The 23,627-nt window shown below is 29.5% G+C and carries 34 protein-coding genes and 1 tRNA gene; 7 read left to right on the top strand and 28 right to left on the bottom strand.

Annotated elements, in window-relative coordinates:
• Positions 1–9: 9 nt before the first annotated feature.
• The 7 genes from CQA76_RS05340 to CQA76_RS09220 all read right to left on the bottom strand — a co-directional run bounded on the left by CQA76_RS05340 (position 10) and on the right by CQA76_RS09220 (position 3,983).
• Positions 10–303 carry a hypothetical protein gene (locus CQA76_RS05340; protein WP_137622404.1) on the bottom strand — a complete coding sequence of 98 codons (294 nt, stop codon included), beginning with the start codon at positions 301–303 and terminating at the stop codon, positions 10–12.
• A gap of 165 nt (positions 304–468) precedes the next feature.
• Positions 469–792: an outer membrane protein assembly factor BamE domain-containing protein gene (gene bamE, locus CQA76_RS05335; protein ID WP_137622403.1), complete on the bottom strand. Its 324-nt coding sequence runs from the start codon at positions 790–792 to the stop codon at positions 469–471.
• Positions 792–995, bottom strand: a complete 204-nt coding sequence (locus CQA76_RS05330) for a YqaE/Pmp3 family membrane protein (RefSeq protein ID WP_137622402.1) — start codon at positions 993–995, stop codon at positions 792–794. Before CQA76_RS05330 ends, bamE begins: the two co-directional genes overlap by 1 nt.
• A gap of 215 nt (positions 996–1,210) precedes the next feature.
• The gene (locus tag CQA76_RS05325; protein WP_137622401.1) at positions 1,211–1,447 is read right to left on the bottom strand and encodes a hypothetical protein; all 237 of its coding nucleotides are present in this window, start codon (positions 1,445–1,447) and stop codon (positions 1,211–1,213) included.
• Positions 1,447–1,644 carry a hypothetical protein gene (locus tag CQA76_RS05320; RefSeq protein ID WP_137622400.1) on the bottom strand — a complete coding sequence of 66 codons (198 nt, stop codon included), beginning with the start codon at positions 1,642–1,644 and terminating at the stop codon, positions 1,447–1,449. The genes CQA76_RS05325 and CQA76_RS05320 overlap by 1 nt, the downstream gene beginning before the upstream one ends.
• Positions 1,645–2,315: 671 nt before the next feature.
• Positions 2,316–3,245, bottom strand: coding sequence for a Cj0814 family flagellar-dependent secreted protein (locus CQA76_RS09025; protein WP_170999716.1), 930 nt, complete (start codon positions 3,243–3,245; stop codon positions 2,316–2,318).
• Positions 3,246–3,371: 126 nt separating this feature from the next.
• Positions 3,372–3,983 carry a hypothetical protein gene (locus tag CQA76_RS09220; RefSeq protein WP_232364903.1) on the bottom strand — a complete coding sequence of 204 codons (612 nt, stop codon included), beginning with the start codon at positions 3,981–3,983 and terminating at the stop codon, positions 3,372–3,374.
• A gap of 338 nt (positions 3,984–4,321) precedes the next feature.
• Here CQA76_RS09220 and CQA76_RS05305 point away from each other — a divergent pair, with 338 nt between their 5' ends.
• Complete coding sequence (locus CQA76_RS05305) at positions 4,322–4,540, top strand: hypothetical protein (RefSeq protein WP_137622399.1); 219 nt, start codon at positions 4,322–4,324, stop codon at positions 4,538–4,540.
• The gene (locus tag CQA76_RS05300) at positions 4,540–4,752 is read left to right on the top strand and encodes a hypothetical protein (protein WP_137622398.1); all 213 of its coding nucleotides are present in this window, start codon (positions 4,540–4,542) and stop codon (positions 4,750–4,752) included. The genes CQA76_RS05305 and CQA76_RS05300 overlap by 1 nt, the downstream gene beginning before the upstream one ends.
• Before the next feature lie 779 nt (positions 4,753–5,531).
• Here the strand turns inward: CQA76_RS05300 and trxB are convergent.
• From trxB to mqnP, 19 genes are all read right to left on the bottom strand, one after another.
• Complete coding sequence (gene trxB, locus CQA76_RS05295; RefSeq protein WP_137622397.1) at positions 5,532–6,470, bottom strand: thioredoxin-disulfide reductase; 939 nt, start codon at positions 6,468–6,470, stop codon at positions 5,532–5,534.
• Between the two features lie 118 nt (positions 6,471–6,588).
• A complete protein-coding gene (gene trxA, locus CQA76_RS05290) occupies positions 6,589–6,903 on the bottom strand; it encodes a thioredoxin (protein WP_137622396.1) in 315 nt (104 codons plus the stop codon).
• Between the two features lie 53 nt (positions 6,904–6,956).
• Positions 6,957–7,295, bottom strand: coding sequence for a YraN family protein (locus tag CQA76_RS05285; RefSeq protein ID WP_137622395.1), 339 nt, complete (start codon positions 7,293–7,295; stop codon positions 6,957–6,959).
• Positions 7,295–8,542 (bottom strand): homoserine dehydrogenase, encoded by a 1,248-nt coding sequence (locus tag CQA76_RS05280; protein WP_137622394.1) that lies wholly within the window; start codon positions 8,540–8,542, stop codon positions 7,295–7,297. Before CQA76_RS05280 ends, CQA76_RS05285 begins: the two co-directional genes overlap by 1 nt.
• Before the next feature lie 3 nt (positions 8,543–8,545).
• The gene (locus CQA76_RS05275; RefSeq protein WP_137622393.1) at positions 8,546–9,748 is read right to left on the bottom strand and encodes an LL-diaminopimelate aminotransferase; all 1,203 of its coding nucleotides are present in this window, start codon (positions 9,746–9,748) and stop codon (positions 8,546–8,548) included.
• Between the two features lie 10 nt (positions 9,749–9,758).
• Entirely contained in the window at positions 9,759–10,565 is an 807-nt protein-coding gene (locus CQA76_RS09160) for a hypothetical protein (protein WP_212741543.1), read from the bottom strand.
• Positions 10,559–11,530, bottom strand: coding sequence for a helix-turn-helix domain-containing protein (locus CQA76_RS05270; protein ID WP_137622392.1), 972 nt, complete (start codon positions 11,528–11,530; stop codon positions 10,559–10,561). The genes CQA76_RS09160 and CQA76_RS05270 overlap by 7 nt, the downstream gene beginning before the upstream one ends.
• Complete coding sequence (rlmB, locus tag CQA76_RS05265; RefSeq protein WP_137622391.1) at positions 11,523–12,206, bottom strand: 23S rRNA (guanosine(2251)-2'-O)-methyltransferase RlmB; 684 nt, start codon at positions 12,204–12,206, stop codon at positions 11,523–11,525. The genes CQA76_RS05270 and rlmB overlap by 8 nt, the downstream gene beginning before the upstream one ends.
• Positions 12,207–12,219: 13 nt before the next feature.
• Positions 12,220–13,044 carry a 16S rRNA (cytidine(1402)-2'-O)-methyltransferase gene (gene rsmI / locus CQA76_RS05260; RefSeq protein ID WP_137622390.1) on the bottom strand — a complete coding sequence of 275 codons (825 nt, stop codon included), beginning with the start codon at positions 13,042–13,044 and terminating at the stop codon, positions 12,220–12,222.
• A gap of 2 nt (positions 13,045–13,046) precedes the next feature.
• Entirely contained in the window at positions 13,047–13,247 is a 201-nt protein-coding gene (gene rpmE, locus CQA76_RS05255) for a 50S ribosomal protein L31 (protein ID WP_137620680.1), read from the bottom strand.
• A 79-nt stretch (positions 13,248–13,326) separates the two neighbouring features.
• On the bottom strand, positions 13,327–13,983 hold the full coding sequence (locus CQA76_RS05250) for a 16S rRNA (uracil(1498)-N(3))-methyltransferase (protein WP_137622389.1): 657 nt from the start codon (positions 13,981–13,983) through the stop codon (positions 13,327–13,329).
• 2 nt (positions 13,984–13,985) lie between these two features.
• Positions 13,986–14,393, bottom strand: coding sequence for a hypothetical protein (locus tag CQA76_RS05245; RefSeq protein ID WP_137622388.1), 408 nt, complete (start codon positions 14,391–14,393; stop codon positions 13,986–13,988).
• Entirely contained in the window at positions 14,393–14,818 is a 426-nt protein-coding gene (locus CQA76_RS05240; RefSeq protein WP_137622387.1) for a c-type cytochrome, read from the bottom strand. The genes CQA76_RS05245 and CQA76_RS05240 overlap by 1 nt, the downstream gene beginning before the upstream one ends.
• Positions 14,818–15,399, bottom strand: coding sequence for a 6-pyruvoyl trahydropterin synthase family protein (locus tag CQA76_RS05235; protein ID WP_137622386.1), 582 nt, complete (start codon positions 15,397–15,399; stop codon positions 14,818–14,820). The genes CQA76_RS05240 and CQA76_RS05235 overlap by 1 nt, the downstream gene beginning before the upstream one ends.
• A complete protein-coding gene (locus tag CQA76_RS05230; protein ID WP_137622385.1) occupies positions 15,396–16,139 on the bottom strand; it encodes a 7-carboxy-7-deazaguanine synthase QueE in 744 nt (247 codons plus the stop codon). The genes CQA76_RS05235 and CQA76_RS05230 overlap by 4 nt, the downstream gene beginning before the upstream one ends.
• 2 nt (positions 16,140–16,141) lie before the next feature.
• Positions 16,142–17,104, bottom strand: a complete 963-nt coding sequence (gene moaA, locus CQA76_RS05225; protein ID WP_137622384.1) for a GTP 3',8-cyclase MoaA — start codon at positions 17,102–17,104, stop codon at positions 16,142–16,144.
• Positions 17,105–17,114: 10 nt separating this feature from the next.
• Positions 17,115–17,633, bottom strand: a complete 519-nt coding sequence (locus CQA76_RS05220; RefSeq protein ID WP_137622383.1) for a DUF6115 domain-containing protein — start codon at positions 17,631–17,633, stop codon at positions 17,115–17,117.
• A complete protein-coding gene (locus CQA76_RS05215; RefSeq protein ID WP_137622382.1) occupies positions 17,626–18,129 on the bottom strand; it encodes a hypothetical protein in 504 nt (167 codons plus the stop codon). Before CQA76_RS05215 ends, CQA76_RS05220 begins: the two co-directional genes overlap by 8 nt.
• On the bottom strand, positions 18,120–19,004 hold the full coding sequence (gene mqnP, locus CQA76_RS05210) for a menaquinone biosynthesis prenyltransferase MqnP (protein WP_137622381.1): 885 nt from the start codon (positions 19,002–19,004) through the stop codon (positions 18,120–18,122). The genes CQA76_RS05215 and mqnP overlap by 10 nt, the downstream gene beginning before the upstream one ends.
• Before the next feature lie 66 nt (positions 19,005–19,070).
• On the opposite strand from mqnP, the gene miaA reads away from it, so the two are divergent.
• Positions 19,071–19,934 (top strand): tRNA (adenosine(37)-N6)-dimethylallyltransferase MiaA, encoded by an 864-nt coding sequence (gene miaA / locus CQA76_RS05205; protein ID WP_137622380.1) that lies wholly within the window; start codon positions 19,071–19,073, stop codon positions 19,932–19,934.
• Here the strand turns inward: miaA and CQA76_RS05200 are convergent.
• A complete protein-coding gene (locus CQA76_RS05200) occupies positions 19,924–20,490 on the bottom strand; it encodes a manganese efflux pump MntP (protein ID WP_137622379.1) in 567 nt (188 codons plus the stop codon). The two genes, miaA and CQA76_RS05200, sit on opposite strands and share 11 nt — an antisense overlap.
• 147 nt (positions 20,491–20,637) lie before the next feature.
• Here CQA76_RS05200 and CQA76_RS05195 point away from each other — a divergent pair.
• The 4 genes from CQA76_RS05195 to CQA76_RS05180 all read left to right on the top strand — a co-directional run bounded on the left by CQA76_RS05195 (position 20,638) and on the right by CQA76_RS05180 (position 22,383).
• Positions 20,638–20,712, top strand: a tRNA-Glu gene (locus CQA76_RS05195).
• Positions 20,713–20,836: 124 nt separating this feature from the next.
• Positions 20,837–21,475, top strand: a complete 639-nt coding sequence (sodB, locus tag CQA76_RS05190; RefSeq protein WP_137622378.1) for a superoxide dismutase [Fe] — start codon at positions 20,837–20,839, stop codon at positions 21,473–21,475.
• Positions 21,476–21,694: 219 nt separating this feature from the next.
• Positions 21,695–21,910, top strand: coding sequence for a class I SAM-dependent methyltransferase (locus tag CQA76_RS05185; protein WP_137622377.1), 216 nt, complete (start codon positions 21,695–21,697; stop codon positions 21,908–21,910).
• Between the two features lie 110 nt (positions 21,911–22,020).
• Complete coding sequence (locus CQA76_RS05180; RefSeq protein ID WP_137622376.1) at positions 22,021–22,383, top strand: hypothetical protein; 363 nt, start codon at positions 22,021–22,023, stop codon at positions 22,381–22,383.
• Between the two features lie 11 nt (positions 22,384–22,394).
• Here CQA76_RS05180 and CQA76_RS05175 read toward each other — a convergent pair whose 3' ends face one another.
• Positions 22,395–23,600 carry a saccharopine dehydrogenase family protein gene (locus tag CQA76_RS05175; RefSeq protein WP_137622375.1) on the bottom strand — a complete coding sequence of 402 codons (1,206 nt, stop codon included), beginning with the start codon at positions 23,598–23,600 and terminating at the stop codon, positions 22,395–22,397.
• Positions 23,601–23,627 lie beyond the last annotated feature (27 nt).

Raw genomic sequence — 23,627 nt, 5'->3', positions numbered from 1 at the left:
TTTCTTCCTTTATCTGTTGATTTGATATTGTTCTGTTTTAATAATTTCTTCTGTCCCATCAGGACTTATAATTTCTTGAGTTTTTACTCTAAACAATTTATTGTTTATATTAACAATTTCTTCTTTTTCTGTGAAAACTTTTTTATTTTTAGCTTTAGAATAAAGATTACTTCTTTTTCTAAATTCTTCTTTTTCAGTAAATCCCCTTTCGCTTAAGGGGATTACGTTTTCGTTTTCATTTTTAGAAGGTTTTGTTTCTTCCAAATTCAAGAAATTAAAAAGCTTTAATAAAATTTGCGTCATTTAAAAACCTTTAAGCCCTTAAAAAGGGCTTTTTTTACATATTTCTACCTTGCTCTTTATTTTGAGTTTGGGTTTTATCTTGATCGTTTGTTTTGCTAAAGGCTTTATTTGGCACAAAGTCTCTTCCATAAAGCTCTGCTTGTATGAGATTGTTGATAGACTTTGTTATCCACCCAACAAAGGATTTGAATTTCCAGAACCTGTAGTTTTATATTTTTTAACTACTACGCCTTTTTTATTAAATTCAAAAACCGTGCTTTCATCTTTATCAAATCCAGGAAGCGAAGAAATTCTAGTAAAATCGTAATACCATACCTCTTTGTTGCCTAAATTTGTCTTTCTTACAGGATAGCCTATGATTTTTTCCACATCTTCTTGCGTACTCTTTCCTATAACAATGGTATTTAATTTATCTTGATTAACCTCTAAGCCTTTTTGATAACAAGCGCCCAAACTAAAAGCTAGAAAAATATATAAAATATATTTCATTAAATCCCCCTATTTTGCTCTTGTAGAGCTTTCGCAATTTTTTGATCTGTTTTATATTGATTAAGAGCATAAACAGCCCAAACCATAGCAGGCAACCAACCAATAAGAGTGATTTGCAAAATAAGACATATGATTGCAGCAAAAGGTCTTCCTATAGTAAAAAAACCAAACCAAGGTAATAAAATACAAATAATTAACCTCATTCTTTCTCCTTAAAAAATTAAATGCAAAAAATTATATCCCCCCCCCCTATTAATTAAAGCTGAAATTAGAAATATTATAAATAAGAAAAAGTAGCGAAAATTTAATTAAAAATTTTTATTTAATATAAAAGCTATGATAAATAAATTATTCTAAAATATTAAAAAATATTCATATAGTTTAATAGTAATTTATGAAGAATAGGGTAAAAACACTATTAAGCAGATATATCTAAAAGCTGATCTTTTTTACTAGTATCTGCATTTATAGAGTTGCTATTGTCTTTATCTTTTAGTTTTGTTTCTTCTTTGTCAGCTTTAGCCTCTACTTTTTTTGTATTTTCTTCTTGTTTTTCCATAAGTTTGAGAGTGTCATATATTTCGTGACATTCTTTAGGCATACATTTATGAAAACGATGATGCGAATTTGCATTTAATATATTTAACTTTAACATTAAAAGCAATATCCATATTTACAAATTACATTATGCCCGGCTTCTTGATATATATGTGTCTTTTTATCAAAACACTCACTATAATCACGACCATAATTATATATTTTAGCGCAACCATCAGTATCATAATGCCAAGTTGCTGCAAAAATATTAGATAAACATCCGATCAAAATTATAGAACCTACTATTTTTTTCATTTTTGACCCTTTCTATGATTATTTTTGATATATGAATAATTATAAAACTAAAAAATTAATTTAATATTAAACAAGAGAAAAAATAAAAAATTAGTTAAACGTTGAGAAAAATTTACTCAACTTTTCTCTCACACACATACGCATTTTTTAAATTTTTTAATATTTTTATATATGTTTTTAGGGAGCGTTCTAGTCCTTATGTGATGAGTCTTAGCTGATTGTTAAAAAGAGGAATATTTATTGACAATACCTTGATAATATACTACGATAAAATCCGCCTTGAGTTTTCACTCCTAGCGGAAATAACCCACAAAAGCTTAACTATGAAAACATAGTAAGCGTCTTAAAGTAACATTATATCTAAATTTTAGGTTTTTTAAACTTAAAGTGGCGATATTTTTTGTGAAATAAGACTGCAGGGGCTTTAAGCCCCTGTCCTTTTGGCCTTAAGAGCTAATTATGCAAACACCAAAAAAACTAACAAAAAATTCAAAAAGCCGTAGCAACTCAAAATAATCGCTTTGTTTGTGCCAATAAAATGGTTTATGTGGATCGTCGCACAAGAAAAAGCCAAACAAGAGAAATTTTTTACCAGACTAAAAGAGATACTAAGCACTTATATAGGCAAATCAATTTTACTTGATTATATTTAAATTAAAGTTTTTAATGTTTTAAGCTCTTATATCTATATTTATCAACGAATGTATTTTATTAACACTATTTGGTTGTTTTAGAATTTCAAATAAAGATTTTTGATGCTTCTTGGTGATTTGTTGCATCCATTCTAAAAAATTATTTGAATTTGTTTTATTATTTTGATTTAAACTATTTAATTTATTCTCAAATTCTTTAATATCACTTGTACCATTAAGTAATGCAAAAGCATCGCTTAAATTTGAAAAATAAGTATGGCTAAGTTTATTATTAAGTTCTTTAATTTCATTTTCGCTTAAAGAATTATCGAGTCCTTGTAACTTTCCCCATATAGTTGTTTCACCAGCAATTAAGGGTTGTGCAGTTACCCCAGTATTAACATTATTAGATAAAAAACCTATTAATAAACCGCCCATAGTAATAGAGCCATCATTATTTGTATATTTATCAGCACTAGTATCCCAAGATAAAGCGGTGTTTTTAGCACTATGTAAAATATCGGGATTAAAAGGTAGGAGTTCTGATTTTTCATCTGTATTGTCAAAGTTAAAAAAACTAGGACTTAGTTTTTCATTCTCATTAATATTTTTAAATCCACCTTTTGCGATAATATCTTTCATTTCTTCATAAGAAAAAGTTTGTTTTACTTCTAAATTGTTTTTATCTATTAAGTAGTTTTGTGGAAAATAATTTGCTAAATCTTCTTTTGAAAAGCTACTTTTCCCTTTTAATTCGGGAGTTTTTTCTACAAGTTGAGAAACTATTTTATAAGCATTTCCTATAGTTTTTGCAATATCAATATTTGCATAACTTTTTAAACTCCCATTATTTTGAGCTTTGATAAAATTTTCTATAGTGCTAGAATGGATTTTTATATCTTTTGGAATTCCTGCTGCTTCATTAAAATCACTTGTAAAAAAGCCATCTTTATCCACTTCATAACCCATAAATTGATTTTGCTTTAGGGTATCTGTGTTTTTGTTGGGATTTATAGATAAATTTAACCCAGATTTAAAGCCACTAAAAATAGTGTTATTGATTGTGTAATTTCTCATAATAATGAAACAGGGTGGTTATAACCCCATACCCTTCTTAAGTTGTTGTTGATAGGCTACTGACATTTCTCTTATCATTGTATTACTGCCTATATTGGAATTAATTTTATATATTGATCCGTTACTGTTTAACCCGACTGTTGATGCTCCTGTTGTATAATATACTATTGGATTATATGGATTACTCCAATTTATAGTTCTTTTTAATGTAAAAGCTATAAATTGTGTTGTTGGATTATTATTAGTAGCTGCCATTAATTCTTTGTATCTAGTTTTACTAGTGGTATAATGCTCAGGATGACCATATGCTTCTTCAGAACCAGGGATATAACAACTTGAAGTTACTCCCATATCACATATACCGCCAGTAGATAATTCAAATACTGTTGGAATGGCTATTGCCATAGCTTCTGTTGTTCTGATAGAACCTATTGTATAATCACTTACATTTCCAGCAATAACACTATACCCACCCTTAACCTGTTTCATTTCATCTAAATTAAGAGCCTTAACTCCTTGAGAGTTATCACTTAAAGCACCGTTACTAACTTTAGCTAAAAAATCCCCAGCAAAAGCAGAACTTGTCAACAAAGAACCTAAAATTAATGAACTTGCTAATTTTTTAAACATAATTTCTCTTTATTTAGCTATTTTTACTCTTTATTTGAATAATATCACAAATTATATATTAAAATCAATATTTTTTATTTGGAGCATTTATTGCTTTAAAAAACTTTTGAAAATGTTTAGAAAGGTAACAATGAAAAAATTTGTTTAGCGTTTATGGTTATTTTTGACATTAAAAATGTCTGTTTTAAGTAAATTTATCCCACATAAGTGCCGAAAAAATGATGGAAGGATAAGTTTTTAATACCTTTTAATTTTTCCCTTGTTTAATATCGAATTAATTTTTTAATATTATAATTGTTTATAATTAGAATTTTTGTTTTTTATAGAAAGAATTAAAAATGAAAAAAATTATCTTAGGTTTAGCATTAATTGCTTCATTATCTAGTGTTGCTTCAGCATATAAAATTACTGTATCCCAACAGCCTATAATCCAACCACATTACGAAGGTTGTGTTCTAGTTTATCAGTATGGAATGGATTTTAGTAAATGCAGTAGTAAAGAGATCTATCAACTTGCTTTCCAAAAAGGCTATTGTCATTATCTAGGAACTTGCTAATGCTACTTGATACAGCTTGTAGAGGAATAGTAGATACAAATTTCGAAAGTAAAAGAATTAGCATAACTTCAGCTTTAAAATTTCAAGAAAAAAAAGCAAAAGTAGAGGCTAAAGCTGACAAAGAAGAAACAAAACTAAAAGATAAAGACAATAGCAACTCTATAAATGCAGATACTAGTAAAAAAGATCAGCTTTTAGATATATCTGTTTAGTCTATTGCAAAAAAAGGTTTTTGTAGTTTTGCGCTTCTTTAATGTTAATTATTCTTTGCTTATCTAAGTAAAAAAGTTCTTCAGTTCTAAGACGGCTAACGTCCTTAAATTCTCTTTTACATTTGAAACTTTTTTTGTTTTTCTCTCACACACATACGCATTTTTTAAATTTTTTAATATTTTTATGGAGTATTCTAGTCCTTATGTGATGTCTTAGTCGATTGTTAAAAAGAGGAATATTTATTGACAATACCTTGATAATATACTACGATAAAATCCGCCTTGAGTTTTCACTCCTAGCGGAAATCCACAACTTAGGACATACTATGAAAAACATAGTAAGCGTCTTAAAGTAGCATTATATCTAAAAACTGATCTTTTTTGCTAGCATCTGCTTGCTTATCAACATTTGTAGAATTGCTAATACCTTTACTTACTTTTACTTACCTTGATATTTTTTTCTTTGTCTTCTTTGTTTTCTTTTACTTCTTCAAGTTTTAACAAAGATTTTGCTGTATAACACAAACTTGTATCAATAACTTGATTACAACATTGAGAATATACCAATGCAAATACCAATTTAACACAAGTTTGATACTGATTTGTAGTTTGACAATTATGAAAATCCTTACAAGTTAAAATTCTATCTGCTTTAATTGGTTTAATTTTACAAAAATATTTTTTTTAAAAATAAAAAGTTATATTTAGAAGCAAATTTATGATTATTGATTTTTAAAATTTTTATAAGTTAGGTTAGAACTTATCTAACCTAAAAAATACTAATGTAAGTTTTCTATGTAAGCCATAGCACTAAGTGCAGCTATAGCACCATCTCCTGCAGCACAAATGACTTGCTTAGGAGCATCTTTTCTCAAATCCCCTGCAGCAAAAAGTCCTGAAACACTTGTTTGCATTTTAAGATCAACACTTACTTGACCACCTTCTTCCATGTTACATAAAAATTGACCATTATCTTGCTTTAAAATTTCATTTCTTACATTTAAACCAACAAAAGTAAAAATTCCTGGAACTTTCAAATCTCTAATGCTACCATCTTTTAATTTTACCTTTACTCCACTCACTCCCATTTTATCGCCATAAACCTCATCAATACTTGCACTAGTAATCAATTCGATTTTTTCATTTTTTTTAACTTTTTCAACCGTTGAAGGAGCGGATCTAAATTCATCTCTACGATGGATAAGATAGACTTTAGAGCAGATATTAGCAAGATACAAAGATTCCTCCAAAGCTGTATCACCACCACCTAAAACTGCCACTTCTTTATTTTTATAAAAAAATCCATCACAAGTCGCACAAGTACTTACCCCTTTTCCAAAAAATTCATCTTCTCCTTTAAAACCTGCTCTTTTAGGAGCTGATCCTGTACAAACAATCACCGCTTTTGCTGTTTGAGTTTTTCCACCTTCTATTTTAATAGTAAAAGTTTTATCATCATTTTGCAAAATTTGTTCCACGCCTACCATTTCGTGCTTAAGTCCAAAACGCATGCATTGTTCACTCCACGGAGCCATAAAAGAAATTCCATCCATAACCTGTGCCACACCAGGATAATTTTCAATCTCAGAACTTGAAGTAATCTGACCCCCAGGCATACCTTTTTCAAACATAACTACATTTTTTAAGCCACCGCGAGTCGCGTAAAGACCGGCACTAAGACCAGCAGGACCTCCACCTATAATTGCTAAATCTAACATATGATTTCCTTATTATTTTTATTAATAATATAAAAATTTTTCTTAAAAGTAGTTAATAAAAATTATTATTTAGTATAAATTTAAAAAAGAAAAAGCTAGTACGTAACTAGCTTTAAGATTAAAGTAGAGAATTGAGTTTGTCAGTGATAGCTTGTTTTGATTGAGCACCTACAAGCTGATCTATAACTTCTCCATTTTTAAAAAATATTAAAGTCGGAATTGATCTTACTCCAAATTCAGCAGCCAAATCGCCTTGTTCGTCAGTATTTACTTTGCAAATTTTTGCCTTGCCATCAAAATCATTTGCAAGCTCATCAATCACTGGAGCAAGCATTCTGCAAGGTCCGCACCATGGAGCCCAAAAATCAACTAAAGCAACACCTTCTTTTGCTTGTGAAAAATTCTCTGAAGTTAATTCTATATATTTTCCCATTGTATTCCTTTCGTTATTTTGTCTAATTGTATTTTATTTTTTTAAATATCAGCTTAAAAACTAATATTTTCATAAAATTCTACTATATCACCTTTAATACAGATGAGATCCATTTGAAAATCATTAAAAATCCCTTTCTTGATCTTATAAAATTCTATGGTTTTTAAAATTTTTTTATATTTTTTACAATTCAAACGCTCAACAAGTTCATAATTTCCTTCGGTAAATTTAACCTCTATAAAATGCAATATATCATCTTTTTTAGCAATAATATCAATCTCGCCAAATTTACAATAAAAATTACGCTCTAAAATTTCAAATTTTCTTTTTTTTAAAAAAGCACAAGCTTTATCTTCACCCAAAATTCCACTTAAATAAGACGCTAAACCCATTATTCTTCGATACGCATCATAAAGGGTTTGTCTTTTATAAAATCTTGTTTTTGTAAAATGAGAAGTAAATTTTGAATATCTTTCTCAAAAGTGCTATGGGTTGTAAAAAATAAAGTGCTATGAATTTCATCTTGTTTTGGCTTTTGTAAAAAACTATCGATTGAAATTCCATTTTCACTCATTAACTTAGCAATTTTAGATAAAACTCCTACTTTATCTTCTACCTTAAGTCTTAAATAATATTTTGTAAAAATTTCATCTTTGGCTAAAAGTTCAAATTGAAGATCATCCCTAAAACCTAACATCGGACTTTTAAATTCATTCCTTGCTATATCAATAAGATCAGAAATCACCGCACTAGCTGTTGTCATACCACCAGCTCCAGCACCGTAATAAAGATTTTCTCCGAGCAAATCTCCTGTTATACTCACCGCATTCATCACCCCATCTACCTTTGCTATCATTTTATCTTTATTGATCATAGTAGGATGTACTCTCAATTCTACTTTTGAATTCTTAGCTTTAGCGATTCCTAAGAGTTTGATTACGAAATCAAATTCTTTCGCAAAATACATATCTTCTGAAGTGATATTGCCGATCCCTTCTATTAAAATATCTTCGGGTTTAGCACGCAAACCATAAGCAATACTTGCTAAGATTAAAAGTTTGTGTGCCGCATCTTGTCCTTCTATATCAAAACTCGGATCAGCCTCAGCATAGCCAAGCTCTTGCGCTTTTTTTAGGGCATCATCAAATTTAATTCCTTTAGCATTCATAGCACTTAATATATAATTACTTGTGCCATTAAGGATACCTTTTATGCTTAAAATATTATTCGCACTCAGTCCTTCTTTTAAAGCTTTAATGATAGGAATTCCACCTCCAACACTTGCTTCGTATCCAAAAGTTAAGTCTTTTGCTAAATTTTCAAGCTCATACCGATAGTAAGCAAGCATAGCTTTATTTGCACTTACTACAGGCTTTTTTTTCTTAAGAATTTGACTTACTATTTCAAAAGGCTTTTCAATTCCTCCCATAAGCTCTACAAAAACATCTATATCTTCTCTTTGTAAAATTTCATCAATATTTGTAGTGATAGGAATTAAAGCATCTTTTTTATGTCTTGCGAGTGCAATCACTGGCGTGATATTTTGACCACATCTTGCACGGATAATCTTTTCATTTTCTATAAGGGCTTTAGCAACTGCACTTCCTACAACACCATATCCTAAAATAGCAATTTTCATAAATTATTCTTTAAGATACTTTTTTATGTTTCTAGCTGCTTGACGGATGCGGTTTTCATTTTCTATTAGAGCGATTCGTACATACTCATCGCCCGCTTCCCCAAAACCAACCCCTGGACTAACAGCTACATTGGCCTCTTGTAAAAGTTGTTTTGAAAATTCTAAACTCTTTAAATGAGCCTTTTGAGGTGGAAGTTTGGCCCAAATAAACATACTCGCACTAGGTTTTGATAAATTCCAACCTATATTAGAAAAAGAATCAATTAAAACTTGCATTCTTTTTTCATAGCTTAATCTGATATTTTCAACACAACTTTGATCAGAATTTAATGCAATAGTCGCAGCCACTTGTATAGGAGTATACATCCCATAATCAAACCAAGACTTAATTTTTTTCAAAGCACTGATTAAACGCTTATTTCCTACGACAAATCCTACTCTCCAACCAGCCATATTATAAGATTTTGAAAGGGTGTAGGTTTCCACAGCCACATCCTTAGCCCCATCAACTTCTAAAATTGAAGGGGTTTTGTAAGAATTATATGTCAAATCAGCATAAGCAATATCTGAAATAATATAAAATCTTTCTTTTTTTGCAATTTGAACTAATCTTTCATAAAAACTCTTTTCACAAGTGACTGTTGTAGGATTGTGTGGAAAATTAACGACTAAATATTTAGGCTTTGGAACGCTTTCTTGTAAAGTTGTGTTTAAAATTTCAAAGAATTTATCTTCATCTAATTCAAATCTTTCATTATAAGCCAAAGGCATTTTAACCACATTGCCTCCAGCTATAATAAAAGCTTGAGTGTGTATAGGATAAGCAGGAGTTGGGACTATAGCCACATCACCTGGATTGATCACGGCTCTAGCAAGATTAACAAATCCTTCTTTTGAACCCATAGTTGCTACAACTTCACTTTCAGGATCAAGATCGACATTATATTTTCTTTTATACCAGTCGCAAATTGCTAATCTTAATTTAAAAATTCCAATTGAAGCAGAATATCCCGAGGTTTTATCTTTATTTGCGCTTTCGCATAATTTATCAATAATATGCTGCGGAGTTTTTCCATCTGGGTTTCCCATAGAAAAATCTATAATGTCTTTTCCTAAACGTCTCGCCTCCATTTTTATGGCATTAACTTCCGCAAAAACATAATTTGGAAGTCTTTCTATAGTATTAAAGCGGATTTCATCAAACATTTTTTTCCTTTTATTTTTTCAGAAGCACTCTTAAGCCTCTGCGGATATTGTCTAAACTATACATATCACTCACAATAACATAAACCGTTCCGCTTGGAATAAATTCTGTAAAATGATTATTCTTTTTGTTACTCTTTATACTTTTAATTAAATTAAGATTTTTATCTAAAAATAATACTTTAGGAAACCAAAAATCAGCATCACTTGCATCTATAATTAATTTAGAAGCATCTTGAGTTTTAAAAATATAATCCTTAAGAGGTCTTTCTAGTACCGCTAAAGAATTTAAAGCAATATTAACGTTTGTATTAAGTTTTGCATTGTCAAAATTTAAATCGTATTGATAATCATAAATTCCAACTCGCCTAATATTTTCTATATAAACTGAATTCTCTTTCAATAAATTATATAAAGTACCAGGATCTAAAACATATTGAGATTCAACTTCCACTGTATAATCAATATTTCCATTATGCAAAATCAATTCCACAGGAATAAAATAAACATATCCCGCATCCATAAGTGCATCAGATAAGATCTTAAAAAAAATTACAGGATCTGCCTTAGTTCTAAAGGTTAATTTTAATGTTTGAGGACTTGATAAATTAAGAGTGATTAAAGAATTTGTTTTTAAAACCCTAGAAATTCGGGCAATATTTAAATTACCACTTTTATCTAAATAAGAAGAATTTGAAAATAAAAGCTGAAGTTGAGAATTTTTAGTAGGATTATTTACTAAATTTTGAGCCAATTCTAAACTAGAAATTGCAAAAGCTGTTTGTATAAAACACAAAAAAACAAAGAATACTTTTACCATCCCTTGCCTTTATTTAATTTCATAAACTCACTCAAAGAAATACTTTTAATCTTACCGTCTTTAATCAAAAAGCGCTTAGGACTTCCTATTGGAAATTTTTGTTCTTTGTTGTTTTCATCAATAACACTAAGAGCTGCAGGTCCTGTCAAAACTAACCGATCGGTATCTAAAGAAAGATTAAAATCTTGACTTTTGACAAAACTTGTTTTGGTATATTTGTGTAAATCAATTAATCCTATCCAAGTTTGAGTTGAAATTTTAAAAAATGCATTTTTATTAAGCGTTGTTGGTGTATTATCCTCTTCGATATCAGAATCAACATTTTCAAATGTTTGATTATTTTCTACAATGTTATTGTTTGTACTATTTGTATTTGTATTTGTATTTTCACTTACGCTTATAGTAGTATTTTGTTCTTCTATGTTTTGTTCCTGTTTATTTGCATTTTGATCAGATTCAATTTGAGAAGTCGAATTTTGTTCTACTTTATTTGCCTGATTATCTATCACGACAACATTACTTTCTAAAGATTTTAAATTAGACTGCGCCTGTCCTATTATATCTATAACGGCCGTACTAGAACTATTTTGCTTATCGATAAAAAAACTTTTAATAGTATTTGAATAATAAATCCCAATACTTAAAACAACTACAGCTATAAAAACAATAATAAAGGGTAAAAAATTAATCGATTCTCGATGATATAAATCGAGTTTAGGAGTTATTTTAAGACTATTTTCAATATTTAAATTATTTTCATTTAAATAAGCCTCATATTCTTCATTAAAGTCAGCAAAATCAAGTTCATATTCGCGACTCAAAATTTTTATAAAACCTTTAACATTAAAACGATTTAAAGTAGCAAAATCTTTTTTAACCAGTGCTTCTAAAAAAACAAGTTCGATTTGCGTTTTAGCTGCAACATCTTTTAAATTCAAATCTTCAATTTTTTTCCAATTAAACATTTATCATCCTATCACAAAGTATTGCAAAAGCAACGCTGACATTAAGACTATCAAAATGATGTTTCATCTCTATGCCCACGCACTCATCGCATTTTTTTATTATTTTAGTACTTAGTCCTGATCCTTCACTTCCCAAAACCAAAGCTTTTTTTCCCTGTTCCACTTTAAATCTATGAATTTCTTTACCTCCGCTTGCACTAGCAAAAATTGTAAATCCTACCTGCTTTAATTCATTAATCACAGATAAAATATCATTGTTTATGACAATGTCAAGATCCAATGCCGCACCGCTGCTAGCACGTATCACTCCTTCCATATTTAATCTCTCTCCAATAAAAACAATTCCATCCACACCCAAAGCATAAGCAGTTCTTGTAATAGATCCTATATTTCCTATATCGCTAATACCGCAAAGTATTGTGATAAAATCGCCTTTTTTTAAAGAATTTAATTCCTTAAATTCATACTCTTTTATATCAAGCAAAAAACCTTGATGATTTCCACCTCTTGCATAAGCTTGAGCTGTTTTAAAATCAAGTTTTTTAATTTTAAAGCCAGAATTTACAATCTTTTTAAAGCTTTCTTTATCGCATTCTTTTGCCAAATAAAGCTCTTTAATTAAGTCTTTATGATGCTCTAAAATATAAAAAAATACTTGCTTTCCATAAACTATCATCGTTTAATTGTATCTAATTTTGACTTAAAAGCAGTTTTGCATAAATTTCTTTTGGATTTTTTCCATTAATTTTTGCTAGAAGTTTGCTTTTAGCTTTTAAAGAGATATCAAGTTCTAAAATATCGTTTTCCGATAAAGAATTATGATTTAAATTTTGATGATTTTTTGAAATTACAAGAACCCATTCTCCATTTAAATTTGCTTCTTTTAATACACTAAAAACTTCTTTGGCCTTACCTTTAAATTTCGTTTCAAATTTTTTAGAAATTTCTTTTATTGCAAAAATTTCACGATTTTCATCTATGAGAGAAATTTGTTCTACTAAAGATAAAATTCGCTTAGGTGATTCATAAACAATACTCGCATAAGGATGGTTTAAAGCCCTTTGGATGTCTTTTTGACGCTCCCTTCCTTTATTAGCTAAAAAACCCATAAAAATAAATTCCTTTTCACTCAATGCTGAGCTTACAAGAGCGACTAAAGCTGCATTTGCACCTGGTAAAACTTCAAATTCAATACCATTTTTTAAAGCAAAATCAACTAAGGCATATCCTGGATCACTGATACCTGGCATACCTGCATCACTTAAAAAAGCTATATTTTGAGAAAAAATTTCTGAATTTAAATTCTTTAAAATTTCCTTTTCATTATGAGTATGAAAAGCGATCATTTTTTTAGCTTGAAAATCAATCTGAAATTTATTAGAAAGTGATAAAAGTAAAGACTTGCTTACTCTAGTATCTTCACAAAAAAAAATCTCACAAGTCTTTAAAAGCTCTAAAGCACGAAAAGATATATCGCCTAAATTTCCTATTGGGGTAGGAATAAAATAGAGCATAATTATTGCATTGCGTATTTTTTCTTAAATTTCTCTACACGACCTGCAGCATCAACTATTTTTTCACTTCCTGTAAAAAAAGGATGGCAATTTGAGCAAATATCCACTCTTAATTCATTTTTATTAGACTTAGTTACAAAAGTATTGCCACAAGCACAACTAACTTTGCATTCTACATATTCTGGATGAATTTCTTTTTTCATAACTTTTCCTTAAAAAATAAAACAATAAACCGTGATTATAGTAAATATAATATAAAAATTATATTAATTTAAGTAAATTTTAAAGAAGTATTTTTGAAGCAATCGATATAACAGCGGTTTGACTTTTAAGAATATTAGGTGTTTTAAGCCCAATTTTTTCTTTAAAAATTTGTTTTTCACTTTGACTAAATCCTCCTTCAGGGCCTACAAAATAAATTTTATTCAAATCAAATTCCTTAACTTCTCCTTCAAAATCAACCAAAACGGCCTCTGAAAATTTTTCATAAAAATCTTTTATATGATTATAAATTTGTATTTTCATTTTACTTTCTCTTCCGCATTGCTCACAAGATGCAATAATGATTTTTTCAAGCCTATCTATATCTATTTTAAAATTTCTTTGAGAAAAATCTGTAAAAACAAGATGTAAGGTTTCAACTCCGAGTTCATTTAAAAAAGGAAGGGTTTTTTCTAAAATTTTAATATCTATCACAGCTAAAGCTAAATTTAAAGTGAAATTTTTGTGCGTTGTTTTATTTTCCTTACTTAAAAAATGCAACTCGCAAGAATGACGTTCTAAATTAGAAATTTTATAAACATATGCAAATTCATCCTCTAAATTTCTTAGGGTTAATATTTCATTTTCTTTAACCCTTCTTGCTTTTAGATGAGAAAATTCTTCACCCTTTAATTTTAAAATTTCCTCACCAGCTTTTTGATGATATAAAAATTGCATTTTTATAGATAGTTTTTCAATAAAGAAGGTAAAAACAAAAGCGAAATCTCGCACACTAAAATTAAAAAACTCATCCATCTAAAAGCTATATAACGCCTTATTTTACGAGCTTTTTTAAACTGAACAAAATGAAAAATGGCTAGAATTAAAATTAAGATCCAAGCTGCAATCATGATCCAAAAATTTAAATTCATTTGAAATTTTTTCATAGCCAAAAGCAACAGACCTGTAAAAAGCATAAAAGCCAAAAAAGTATAATATATAGGCAAAAATAATCTAATTCTGCGGATAAAAATAAAATCTGTTTTGAAGCTACCTTGAGTCAAAATAAGATAAAAAAACATTAAAAATCCACTTGCATAAAGACTATAAAGATGTAATACTAAAAAAAACTGATAACTTTGATCCATTATTTTGCCTTAATGATATATTTTGCCAAATTGTCACTTTGCTCCTCTGTTAAAAAAGCATGAGAATCATCTTTTAATTTTCGAATCCTTAAAGTCCAATTTTCAAAATTTAAATTTCTAATAGCCATGCTTTTTTTAGGCTTTAACTCTCCCCTTTCCCCATGACAACTGGCACATTTTTGCTTATATAAAGAACCTATAATGCTCAAATTCGTATTATATTCTCCGTTAAAATCTTGTGATTCATCATCTACGGGCAAGGGTAAATTTGTATCACTAAGTTGTGTCGTTTCATCATTTTTTTCTAACTCAACTTTATCTTCTATGGAATTTTGTTTTTTAGAATTTAACTCATCGCTATCACCGCAAGCACTGATTGATAAAACGATAAAAAAACTTATAAAAATAGTTAGAATTTTGCCCATTAGATCTCCTTAGGATTGGTAAAAATATGCGAATTTTTTAATTTATTATAAAAATCTATATCATTCCATTCTGCTTTAATGGCCGGTGAAAATTCAATATCATCAAGAGAAATTTTTGGCAAAATATCCGAGTAAGCATCGTCTTTAAAAGCTTGAGCGTAACCTGTTCTTGTTTCATGTACTATAATGCTTTGTAAATTTACACCTTGTTCTCCATTGACCATCTTTGTTTGCTTAAGCAAAGCATCAATGAGTATAAAAAACACGCGACAAAAATTTTCTGCACTCACATTAACAGGCAAAGCGATCCATCTTTGAGAATATTTTTTCATTTCTTGTAAATAAGATTGATCATCTTGATTAAAAAGTGTAATAGCATGATCAAAACTATCAATAATCTGGCGTATGTAAGTTTTTAAAAGCCCAAAATCATAAACCATTCCTGCATTATCCAAATATCGACTTTCAAGCAAAACTTCAACCTTGTAAGAATGTCCATGTATGCTACTTTTACAACGTTTTGAAGAACAAAATCTAACAATATGGGCGTTTTCAAATTCAAACAATTTTCTAATAATCATACACTCTCTTTATCATTCCATAAACGAATATGAATTCTATCAGAGTAATTATATCCATTCTTGATACAAAATTCAGCAATTTTTTTTGCATTTTTGTCTAAATTAATCTGATTTTCCCCCATAGGCATACAAAAAACTTCATTAGGAACTTCTTTTAAAATTTCTAAAATTTCTTCTGAAGAAGTTTTTAGCGTATTTGCATCCAATACAAATTTATAAAAACTATCTTTAGCATTATTTTTAAAAGATTTAAGAGCTTTAAAATTCAAACGCTTATGACGATCTACTCCGCTATTTTCCAATTTAACACTTAAGGCAAAAATACATTCTTTATAAAAAGGATATTTTGAAAAATCAATCTCTATACTACCATTGCTTTCAAAGTGAATTTCAAAATTCGCTTTTAATAAAGATTTGATCAAAGCAATAAATTCGGAATTTTGATGATGGATTAAAGGCTCTCCGCCGGTAATTACAACTATAGGATTAAATTTATCTTTAAGTTTTATTATTTGATAAAAAATTTCATCCGTGCTTAGATTTTTATATTTTTCTTTGAATTCTTGAGTAAAAACAGCCCTTATGGTATCGCAACCTTTAAGAATTTTTCCATCTTTTTTGATTTCAATCCCAAAACCGCTGCAATTAAAATTACAACCTGCAAAACGGACAAAAATAGCTAACTTTCCGCTATATTTACCCTCTCCTTGGACACTTAAAAAAGTCTCAACGATTTGCAAACTTAACCTCCGGTTTGGTAAAAAGCACGCAATGAAGTTTCATTATCTATAACACTCCATTTATTTTTTTCAGGCTTATTACGTAATACTTCTTGCAAAATTTCCACAGCAGCTTTTACATCGCCTTTTCTAATTGCCTCTTTGATACTCAAAGCTTCATCAAAATAAAGACAAGGTATCAAATGCCCTTCAGCACTAAGACGGATGCGATTGCAAGAATCGCAAAATTCATGACTATGTGGATCAATGATCCCAAATTCATAACCATTAGCACTATAAAGACTCACTGGGGCTTTTTCCGCCTTTTTAATGAGTTTTACATCATATTTTTGGCTTAAAATTTGGATAATCTCATCTCTTTTTAAACCTTGCAATTTTCCATAAGCGTGAGTATTTTCCATAAATTCTATAAAACGAATTTGTATATTTTTAGCTTTGGCAAATTCTAAAAGAGCTATAAGCTCATCATCATTTAAATTTTTAAGCGCAACGGTATTTAACTTAACTTTTAATCCAACATTTAAAGCTTCTTCAATTCCAGCTAAAACACTTGATAAAACATCTTTTTGTGCTAATTGTTTTGCCTTTTTTTCATCTAAGGTATCCAGTGAAACATTTAAACGTTTTAAGCCTGCATTTTTAAGATCTTTAGCAAAGTCTTTTAATAAAAATCCATTCGTTGTAATAGCTAAATCAAGATCTTTTTTATAATCACTGATCATTTTAATCAATACACTTAAATCTTTACGCAATAAAGGTTCTCCGCCTGTAATACGAATTTTTTCAATTCCTTCATCAATGGCTGCTTTTATAAATAAAAAAAGCTCTTCAAAACTCAATAAATTTTCTTTTGGCTGGTGATTGAATGGAATTTTTGGCATACAATAAAGACAACGAAAATTACATCGTTGTGTTACTGAAATTCTAAGATAATCAATTTTCCTACCAAATTGATCAATGAGCATCAAAATCCTTTTATTTTATAAGTTGTTTAAATTTTAAAACAAGTTCGACATTTCCAGTACCTATTCTTAAATCTTTGGCAATTTGCTCTATGGTTTTACCTTGTTTAAATAAATCTACAATTTTTTGCTCTTCTGTGTCATAGTTTGGAGTAAGTTTGGTTATGCTTTGCGCCTTTTGTTCCAAGCTTAAAAGCCTATTTTGCTGCTCATTTTGAAAATCTTCTATGATGTGTTCCATAGTTTTAAGAGTTCTTAAAACAGGAGTGATTTTAGCACTGATTTGTTTTTCAAGCTCAATTTGTATTTCTTCTTTTAAAAGCGTGATTTTATAATCTTCTTCATCATTTTCACCCTCTTCTTTTATACCAAGTTCTTTGCGAAAATAATGCAATTCTTTTGTAATATCTTCTATAACCCCTTGAAGCTTTGCAAGTTTTGCATTGTTTTCTCTTTCTTTAATATTAATATAAGCCAACATCGCAACTAAAAGCACAAGCACAAAAACTAAATAAAGCACATCATTACTCATATTCTAGCTCCTTTTTGTTTCTAATCATATCTCTTTGCACCTCGACAACAAACGCATCGAATGCAACCTTATCTTCTGGTTTAATCTTAATTATTTGCACTAAAGTTTGACTTTTAGCTTTTGCAAAAAGGGCTACTTTTTGATTATTAAGATTAAATCTTATATAGTATTCTTCATCATTTTCTAAAACATTTTCTGAAAAATTAAGATGATCAAAATTTAAAGATTCTACAATAGCTTTTTGTTTTAAAGGTATAAGTTCTTCGCCTTTATTTACAGCACTTTCAACTCTTAAAATGTCTTCTTTCAAACTTAAAAGCAAATCAAAAATTATCTTTTCACCTTCACTAAAATCAATACGAGAAGCCATCTTTTTCCATTTTGAAAGCTGTGAAATGGCTCCGAGTTTAAGATATTCTTGTAAAAAATGATTATCCTCTATTTTACAATACTCTAATTGAGCTTCAAATCCAGCTTTAAATAATTTTAATTCCATAATAAATCAACCAAAATAAAAATAAAAAATATAACGCTTAAATAACCATTGAGTGTGAAAAATGCTTTATCAATACGATCAAAATTATTGCGAACAATTCTATGTTCAAAAAATAAAATTATGGCACTCATACACACGCCAAAAAGTGAAATATACCCTAAAGCCTCTCCCCAAACTTGCCACACAAAAAGCAACCAAAATAATACAGCTAATACATGAAAAAAGGCGGAAATTAACAAGGTTGCTTTAGAGCCAAATTGAGCTGGAATCGAATGAAGTCCCGCTTTTTTATCATAATCCATATCTTGTAAAGAATAAAGCAAATCAAATCCAGCAGTCCAAAAAGTAACACCTAAACATAAAATAACACTATAAATATGGATTTCTCCCATCACAATCACACTTCCAGCAATGGGAGCCAAACCTAAGCAAAAACCTAAAACTAAATGCACTAAAGAGCTAAAACGCTTAAAAGCAGAATAAATCGCCAAAACAAATAACACAGGAAAGGAAAGGTAAAAAGCTAAGGTGTTGATAAAATAAGAACAAAGTAAAAAAATCACTGCATTAAAAATAATAAACATCCAAACACTTTTTTTTCCTATTCTTCCGCTTATATTAGGACGATTGGCACAACGCGGATTATCCTTATCAATATCTTCATCCATTAAACGATTGCTTGCCATAGCAAAATTTCTAGCACTCACAGCACAAATAATGCCTAAAATCAAAGCTTTAAAACCAAACCAAGGCGTATGATTTACAAGCTTTGAACCCACAATCATTGATGAAAATAAAAAAGGTAAGGCAAAAATAGAATGTTTAAATACAATAAGTTCTAAAATATCTTTAAATTTTACCCATAACAATTTCATTTTTCCACTTTTAAAAATTTTTGCTATGATTTTACTCAAATTTTAATAAATTTTAGGATAAATTTTATGTTTTTTGAAATAGCTCTTATAGGAACAACTGCAAGCGGAAAAACTCATATAGCAAATTCATTAGCCAAACGCTTTAATATTGTCATTTTAAGCCTTGACAGCCTTTGTGTATATAAAGAAATCAATATTGCAAGTGCTAAACCTTCCCAAGAAGAGCTTAAAAATTTCCATTATTTTGGTATAGATTTAATCAGCGTTGATGAGCATTTTAATGTAGAGTTATTTATCAAAGAGTATCAAAAGGCTAAAGAATTCGCCCTTGCAAATAACTTACCTCTGGTTATAACAGGTGGAACTGGATTTTATTTAAAAACTATGATAGATGGTTTAAGTCAAAAAATAAAAGAAATCGAGACTGATTTAAACAATGATGAAATTTATTCTCTAATGTGTAAAATCGATCCTAGTTTTAAAGTGGAAAAAAATGATACTTATCGTTTAAAAAAATGGTTAAGTATTTATGAAAGCACAAAAGAAATTCCTAGTGTTTTCTTAAAAAAAACTCATAAAGAAGGGATTTTGAAAAATATAGAAATTTATGAAATCGTTTGGGAGCGTAATTTACTAAGAGATCGCATAAAAATGAGAACTAAAAAAATGCTAGAAGAAGGACTTATAGGAGAAGCGAAAGAACTTTTTTCAAAATTTAATCACAAGCTCAAAGCTTTAAATTCCATTGGTTTAAAAGAATGCAAAGAATATTTGGATGGTAAAATTTCCCTTGATGAGCTTGAAAACCTAATCACAACTCATACAGCACAACTTGCTAAGCGTCAAAGAACTTTTAATAGGAAATTTCAAAGTATAACTTTAAATTTTGATGGAGCTTTTGATATTTTAAAACAAAAATTCACGCATTAAAAAATAAATGTTCGATTAAAATTTTTATCCCTAAAACAATCAGTACTACACCTCCTAAAAATTCAGCTTTATTTTTTAAGAAAACTCCAAATTTATTGCCTATTTTCAAAGCTATAGTGCAAAGTATAAAGGTAATTAAACCGATCAATAAAAGTGCGATAGATAAATTGACTTCTAAAAATGCAAAGCTAACTCCAACCGCTAAGGCATCAATACTCGTCGCAAACGCTAAAGCAAACATTATTTTAAAACCAAATTGATTGGCATTGGTATCACAATTTTCACTCTCGAAAGACTCTTTAATCATTTTTAATCCAATCAAACCAAGCAAAATAAATGCCACCCAATGATCAATACTCGCTATAAAAGATGCAAAGCTTATGCCGATAATATATCCAAGTGCTGGCATTAAAGCTTGAAACCCACCAAAATAAATTCCTACTATAAAATAATGTCTTAAATTCAGTTTTTTAACACTAAAACCCTTACATAAAGAAACTGCAAAAGCATCCATAGCTAAGGCACAAGAAAGAAAAATAAGACTGATATAATCCATACAAACTCCAAAAATTAAAGCAAAAATTATAATCTAAAAATCTTAAATTTTAATTTTTTAGTTAGCATTTCAAAATAACCCTATAGCTTGATTTTTATTTGTATTTAAGAATAAAAAATATATAATCTCGTTTTATTTTTTGTTTATGGCCCATTCGTCTAGCGGTTAGGACATCGCCCTTTCACGGCGGTAACACGAGTTCGAGTCTCGTATGGGTCACCACTCACTATTAATCTACTAAAAAATTAAAAATCCAAAAAATATTTTTCATAAAGCTTGTTTTAAGTTGCTTTTTTTATAAATTTTTATGTTACAATGTTTTACCAAAAATAAAAAAGGAGAAAATATGTTTGAATTAAGAAAACTACCTTATGATATCAATGCTTTTGGCGATTTTTTAAGTGCTGAAACGTTTAATTATCATTATGGAAAACATCATAATACCTACGTTACTAATTTAAATAATCTTATTAAAGAGACTGAATTTGCAAATAAAGATCTTGTAAGCATTATCAAATCATCAAATGGTGGAATTTTTAACAATGCAGCTCAAGTTTATAATCATGATTTTTATTTTGATTGTATCACTCCAAATGCCCGTGAAGTAAAAGGGGATTTAAAAGTGGCTTTAGAAAAAGAATTTGGCTCTTTAGATAATTTTAAAGCTGAATTCATTAAAGGAGCTACAGGCCTTTTTGGATCCGGATGGTTTTGGCTTGTTTATAACAGCAAAAATCAAAAATTAGAATTAGTTGCAACCTCAAATGCTGCTACTCCTGTCACTGAAGATAAAATTCCTTTACTCGTAGTCGATGTTTGGGAACATGCTTACTATGTAGATCATCGCAATGCTCGTCCTGCTTATTTGGAAAAATTCTATGCACATATCAATTGGGATTTTGTATCAAAAGCTTATGAGTGGGCTTTAAAAGAAGGCATAAATTCAATCAGCTTCTATGCTAATGAACTTCATCCGGTAAAATGATTCTATTCCGCTCTATGCGGAATAGTTGCATTTCTTTCATTTTTAAAATCTACAAAAAAACTAGTTAAAAATTAGACTTATAAACTAAAATACATAAAATTTTGAAATATTTACACAAAAATGGCTAAAAATTAAAAAACTATGTTTTTTCATTTATCATTATATTTTTAATTTTTTGTATAATACCATACTTTACATCTAAATACAAAGGAGAAAATTATGGATAATTCTTTATCTGCTTACACTCAAAAATATGAAAAAGAGGGTTATGGATTGCAATATCCTGATGGTCATGTCATAAGGTTTTATGAAAGAATCTTAAAATATAAACTCAATAAAACAAGCGGAAATTTGCTTGATTTTGGTTGTGGAAATGGTGTGCATTCTAAATATCTTCAAGACACTACGGGGGGGGGTATAAGGCTTACGGCTTAGATATAGTTCCTAGTTTAAAAGAAATTTGGGAAAAAGATCCTAAATTAGATTCTAACAACTTTCATATTATCACTCCAAATTCAAGTATAAAAAATCTTTTTAATGTAAAAATGGATTTGATTTTAGCCAATCAAAGTCTTTATTATCTTCCTTTTGAAAGTTTTAAACAAACCATTCAAGAATTATATGATATTTGCAATGAAGGTGCTATTATCTTTGCAACAATGATAAGTGATAAAGGCTATAGCATGTCTGAAAGAGGGGATATTATGGAAAATGGCTTACGTGAAGTCAAGGGACGCCCTGGTAGTAGATTAAGTGGTTCTTCTTTTATTCGATTTACCAAAGATATTGAAGAACTAAAAGAAGATTTTAAACCTTTTAAACCTTTATTTTGGGGTGATTATGAGCTTATTAATCTTTATAATTTTGAAGGTAGCGTGCAGCATTTTATCTACATAGGACAAAAGTAAGCGTTTTACGCTTACTCTCCTAAATTTGGTGTCATTTCGATGATTTTCCAAGGAAGTCCACTAGAATTAAGTTCATCCATGAAAGGTTTAGCGTCAAATTCCTCCATATTAAACACACCTTTGCCTTGCCAAATTCCTTTAGCAATTAGCTTAGTCCCTATCATCGCAGGAACTCCTGTAGTATAACTTACCGCTTGTGCTCCGGTTTCTTTGTAACATTCTTCGTGATTGCAAACATTATAAATATAAATTTGCTTATCCTTACCATCTTTAATCCCACGTATCACGCAACCTATATTGGTATAACCCTTAGTTCTAGGGCCTAAACTTGCAGGATCTGGCAATAAAGTCTTTAAAAATTCAATCGGAATGATTTCTCTTCCTTGATGCATTACAGGTTTAATTCCAAGCATTCCAACATTTTCAAGGCATTTCATGTGGGTAAGATAACTTTGACCAAAAGTCATAAAGAATCGAATTCTTTTAAGTCCTTTGATATTTTTAACTAAACTTTCAAGCTCTTCATGATAAAGCAAATAGCTATCTTTGACTCCAACTTCTGGATAATCCCATTCCATTTTTATTTGCATCGGTTCTGTTTCTATCCATTGCCCATTTTCCCAGTAACGTCCTTTAGCTGAAACTTCGCGTAAGTTAATTTCTGGATTAAAATTAGTTGCAAAAGCATAACCATGATCACCCGCATTGCAATCTAAAATATCAATATAATGAATTTCATCAAATAAATTTTGTTGAGCATAAGCGCAAAAAACATTAGTCACCCCTGGATCAAATCCACTTCCTAAAAGTCCTAAAATTCCATTTTCTTTGAATTTTTCATTTCTGGCCCATTGTTCTTTGTATTCAAATTTAGCCAAATCAGGATGTTCGTAATTTGCTGTATCTATATAATGAATTCCTGCCTTTATACAAGCATCCATTAAGCTTAAATCTTGGTAAGGTAAAGCAACATTAAGCAAAATTTGCGCCCCCGTTTTTTTAATAAGCTCCACAACCGCATCACTATCATCAGCATCAATTTGTGCAGTCTCAATTTGCACTCCCAAACGCTCTTTAATAAAAGCGGCAATTTCATCACATTTGCTTTTAGTTCTACTGGCTAGAGTGATTTTAGAAAAAGTATCAGAATTCATCGCGCATTTTACAGTAGCTACGCGGCTAACTCCTCCTGCGCCTATGATTAAAAGATTTTTCATTCTTCATTCCTTTAATAAGCTAAAGTT

The organism is Campylobacter aviculae, from assembly GCF_005406215.1.
Lineage (GTDB): Bacteria > Campylobacterota > Campylobacteria > Campylobacterales > Campylobacteraceae > Campylobacter_D > Campylobacter_D aviculae.
This window is presented reverse-complemented; position numbering and strand designations above follow the sequence as displayed.

Excerpts from the sequence above, each read along its gene's own strand:
- CQA76_RS05275 (WP_137622393.1), bottom strand. The coding sequence starts at position 9,748 with ATGTTTGATGAAATCCGCTTTAATACTATAGAAAGACTTCCAAATTAT.
- CQA76_RS05340 (WP_137622404.1), bottom strand. The coding sequence starts at position 303 with ATGACGCAAATTTTATTAAAGCTTTTTAATTTCTTGAATTTGGAAGAA.
- moaA (WP_137622384.1), bottom strand. The coding sequence starts at position 17,104 with ATGCTCATTGATCAATTTGGTAGGAAAATTGATTATCTTAGAATTTCA.
- rpmE (WP_137620680.1), bottom strand. The coding sequence starts at position 13,247 with ATGAAAAAAGAAATTCATCCAGAATATGTAGAATGCAAAGTTAGTTGT.
- rsmI (WP_137622390.1), bottom strand. The coding sequence starts at position 13,044 with ATGCTCTATTTTATTCCTACCCCAATAGGAAATTTAGGCGATATATCT.
- rlmB (WP_137622391.1), bottom strand. The coding sequence starts at position 12,206 with ATGATAGTTTATGGAAAGCAAGTATTTTTTTATATTTTAGAGCATCAT.
- CQA76_RS05235 (WP_137622386.1), bottom strand. The coding sequence starts at position 15,399 with ATGATTATTAGAAAATTGTTTGAATTTGAAAACGCCCATATTGTTAGA.
- CQA76_RS05305 (WP_137622399.1), top strand. The coding sequence starts at position 4,322 with ATGAAAAAAATTATCTTAGGTTTAGCATTAATTGCTTCATTATCTAGT.
- CQA76_RS05270 (WP_137622392.1), bottom strand. The coding sequence starts at position 11,530 with ATGTTTAATTGGAAAAAAATTGAAGATTTGAATTTAAAAGATGTTGCA.
- CQA76_RS09025 (WP_170999716.1), bottom strand. The coding sequence starts at position 3,245 with ATGGGTTATGAAGTGGATAAAGATGGCTTTTTTACAAGTGATTTTAAT.
- CQA76_RS05280 (WP_137622394.1), bottom strand. The coding sequence starts at position 8,542 with ATGAAAATTGCTATTTTAGGATATGGTGTTGTAGGAAGTGCAGTTGCT.
- CQA76_RS05300 (WP_137622398.1), top strand. The coding sequence starts at position 4,540 with ATGCTACTTGATACAGCTTGTAGAGGAATAGTAGATACAAATTTCGAA.
- CQA76_RS05250 (WP_137622389.1), bottom strand. The coding sequence starts at position 13,983 with ATGCAATTTTTATATCATCAAAAAGCTGGTGAGGAAATTTTAAAATTA.
- CQA76_RS05175 (WP_137622375.1), bottom strand. The coding sequence starts at position 23,600 with ATGAAAAATCTTTTAATCATAGGCGCAGGAGGAGTTAGCCGCGTAGCT.
- bamE (WP_137622403.1), bottom strand. The coding sequence starts at position 792 with ATGAAATATATTTTATATATTTTTCTAGCTTTTAGTTTGGGCGCTTGT.
- trxB (WP_137622397.1), bottom strand. The coding sequence starts at position 6,470 with ATGTTAGATTTAGCAATTATAGGTGGAGGTCCTGCTGGTCTTAGTGCC.
- CQA76_RS05245 (WP_137622388.1), bottom strand. The coding sequence starts at position 14,393 with ATGGATCAAAGTTATCAGTTTTTTTTAGTATTACATCTTTATAGTCTT.
- CQA76_RS09220 (WP_232364903.1), bottom strand. The coding sequence starts at position 3,983 with ATGTTTAAAAAATTAGCAAGTTCATTAATTTTAGGTTCTTTGTTGACA.
- CQA76_RS05285 (WP_137622395.1), bottom strand. The coding sequence starts at position 7,295 with ATGGGTTTAGCGTCTTATTTAAGTGGAATTTTGGGTGAAGATAAAGCT.
- CQA76_RS05180 (WP_137622376.1), top strand. The coding sequence starts at position 22,021 with ATGGATTTGATTTTAGCCAATCAAAGTCTTTATTATCTTCCTTTTGAA.
- trxA (WP_137622396.1), bottom strand. The coding sequence starts at position 6,903 with ATGGGAAAATATATAGAATTAACTTCAGAGAATTTTTCACAAGCAAAA.
- CQA76_RS05215 (WP_137622382.1), bottom strand. The coding sequence starts at position 18,129 with ATGGAATTAAAATTATTTAAAGCTGGATTTGAAGCTCAATTAGAGTAT.
- CQA76_RS05320 (WP_137622400.1), bottom strand. The coding sequence starts at position 1,644 with ATGAAAAAAATAGTAGGTTCTATAATTTTGATCGGATGTTTATCTAAT.
- CQA76_RS05200 (WP_137622379.1), bottom strand. The coding sequence starts at position 20,490 with ATGGATTATATCAGTCTTATTTTTCTTTCTTGTGCCTTAGCTATGGAT.
- miaA (WP_137622380.1), top strand. The coding sequence starts at position 19,071 with ATGTTTTTTGAAATAGCTCTTATAGGAACAACTGCAAGCGGAAAAACT.
- sodB (WP_137622378.1), top strand. The coding sequence starts at position 20,837 with ATGTTTGAATTAAGAAAACTACCTTATGATATCAATGCTTTTGGCGAT.
- CQA76_RS05325 (WP_137622401.1), bottom strand. The coding sequence starts at position 1,447 with ATGTTAAAGTTAAATATATTAAATGCAAATTCGCATCATCGTTTTCAT.
- mqnP (WP_137622381.1), bottom strand. The coding sequence starts at position 19,004 with ATGAAATTGTTATGGGTAAAATTTAAAGATATTTTAGAACTTATTGTA.
- CQA76_RS05240 (WP_137622387.1), bottom strand. The coding sequence starts at position 14,818 with ATGGGCAAAATTCTAACTATTTTTATAAGTTTTTTTATCGTTTTATCA.
- CQA76_RS09160 (WP_212741543.1), bottom strand. The coding sequence starts at position 10,565 with ATGGTAAAAGTATTCTTTGTTTTTTTGTGTTTTATACAAACAGCTTTT.
- CQA76_RS05220 (WP_137622383.1), bottom strand. The coding sequence starts at position 17,633 with ATGAGTAATGATGTGCTTTATTTAGTTTTTGTGCTTGTGCTTTTAGTT.
- CQA76_RS05330 (WP_137622402.1), bottom strand. The coding sequence starts at position 995 with ATGAGGTTAATTATTTGTATTTTATTACCTTGGTTTGGTTTTTTTACT.
- CQA76_RS05185 (WP_137622377.1), top strand. The coding sequence starts at position 21,695 with ATGGATAATTCTTTATCTGCTTACACTCAAAAATATGAAAAAGAGGGT.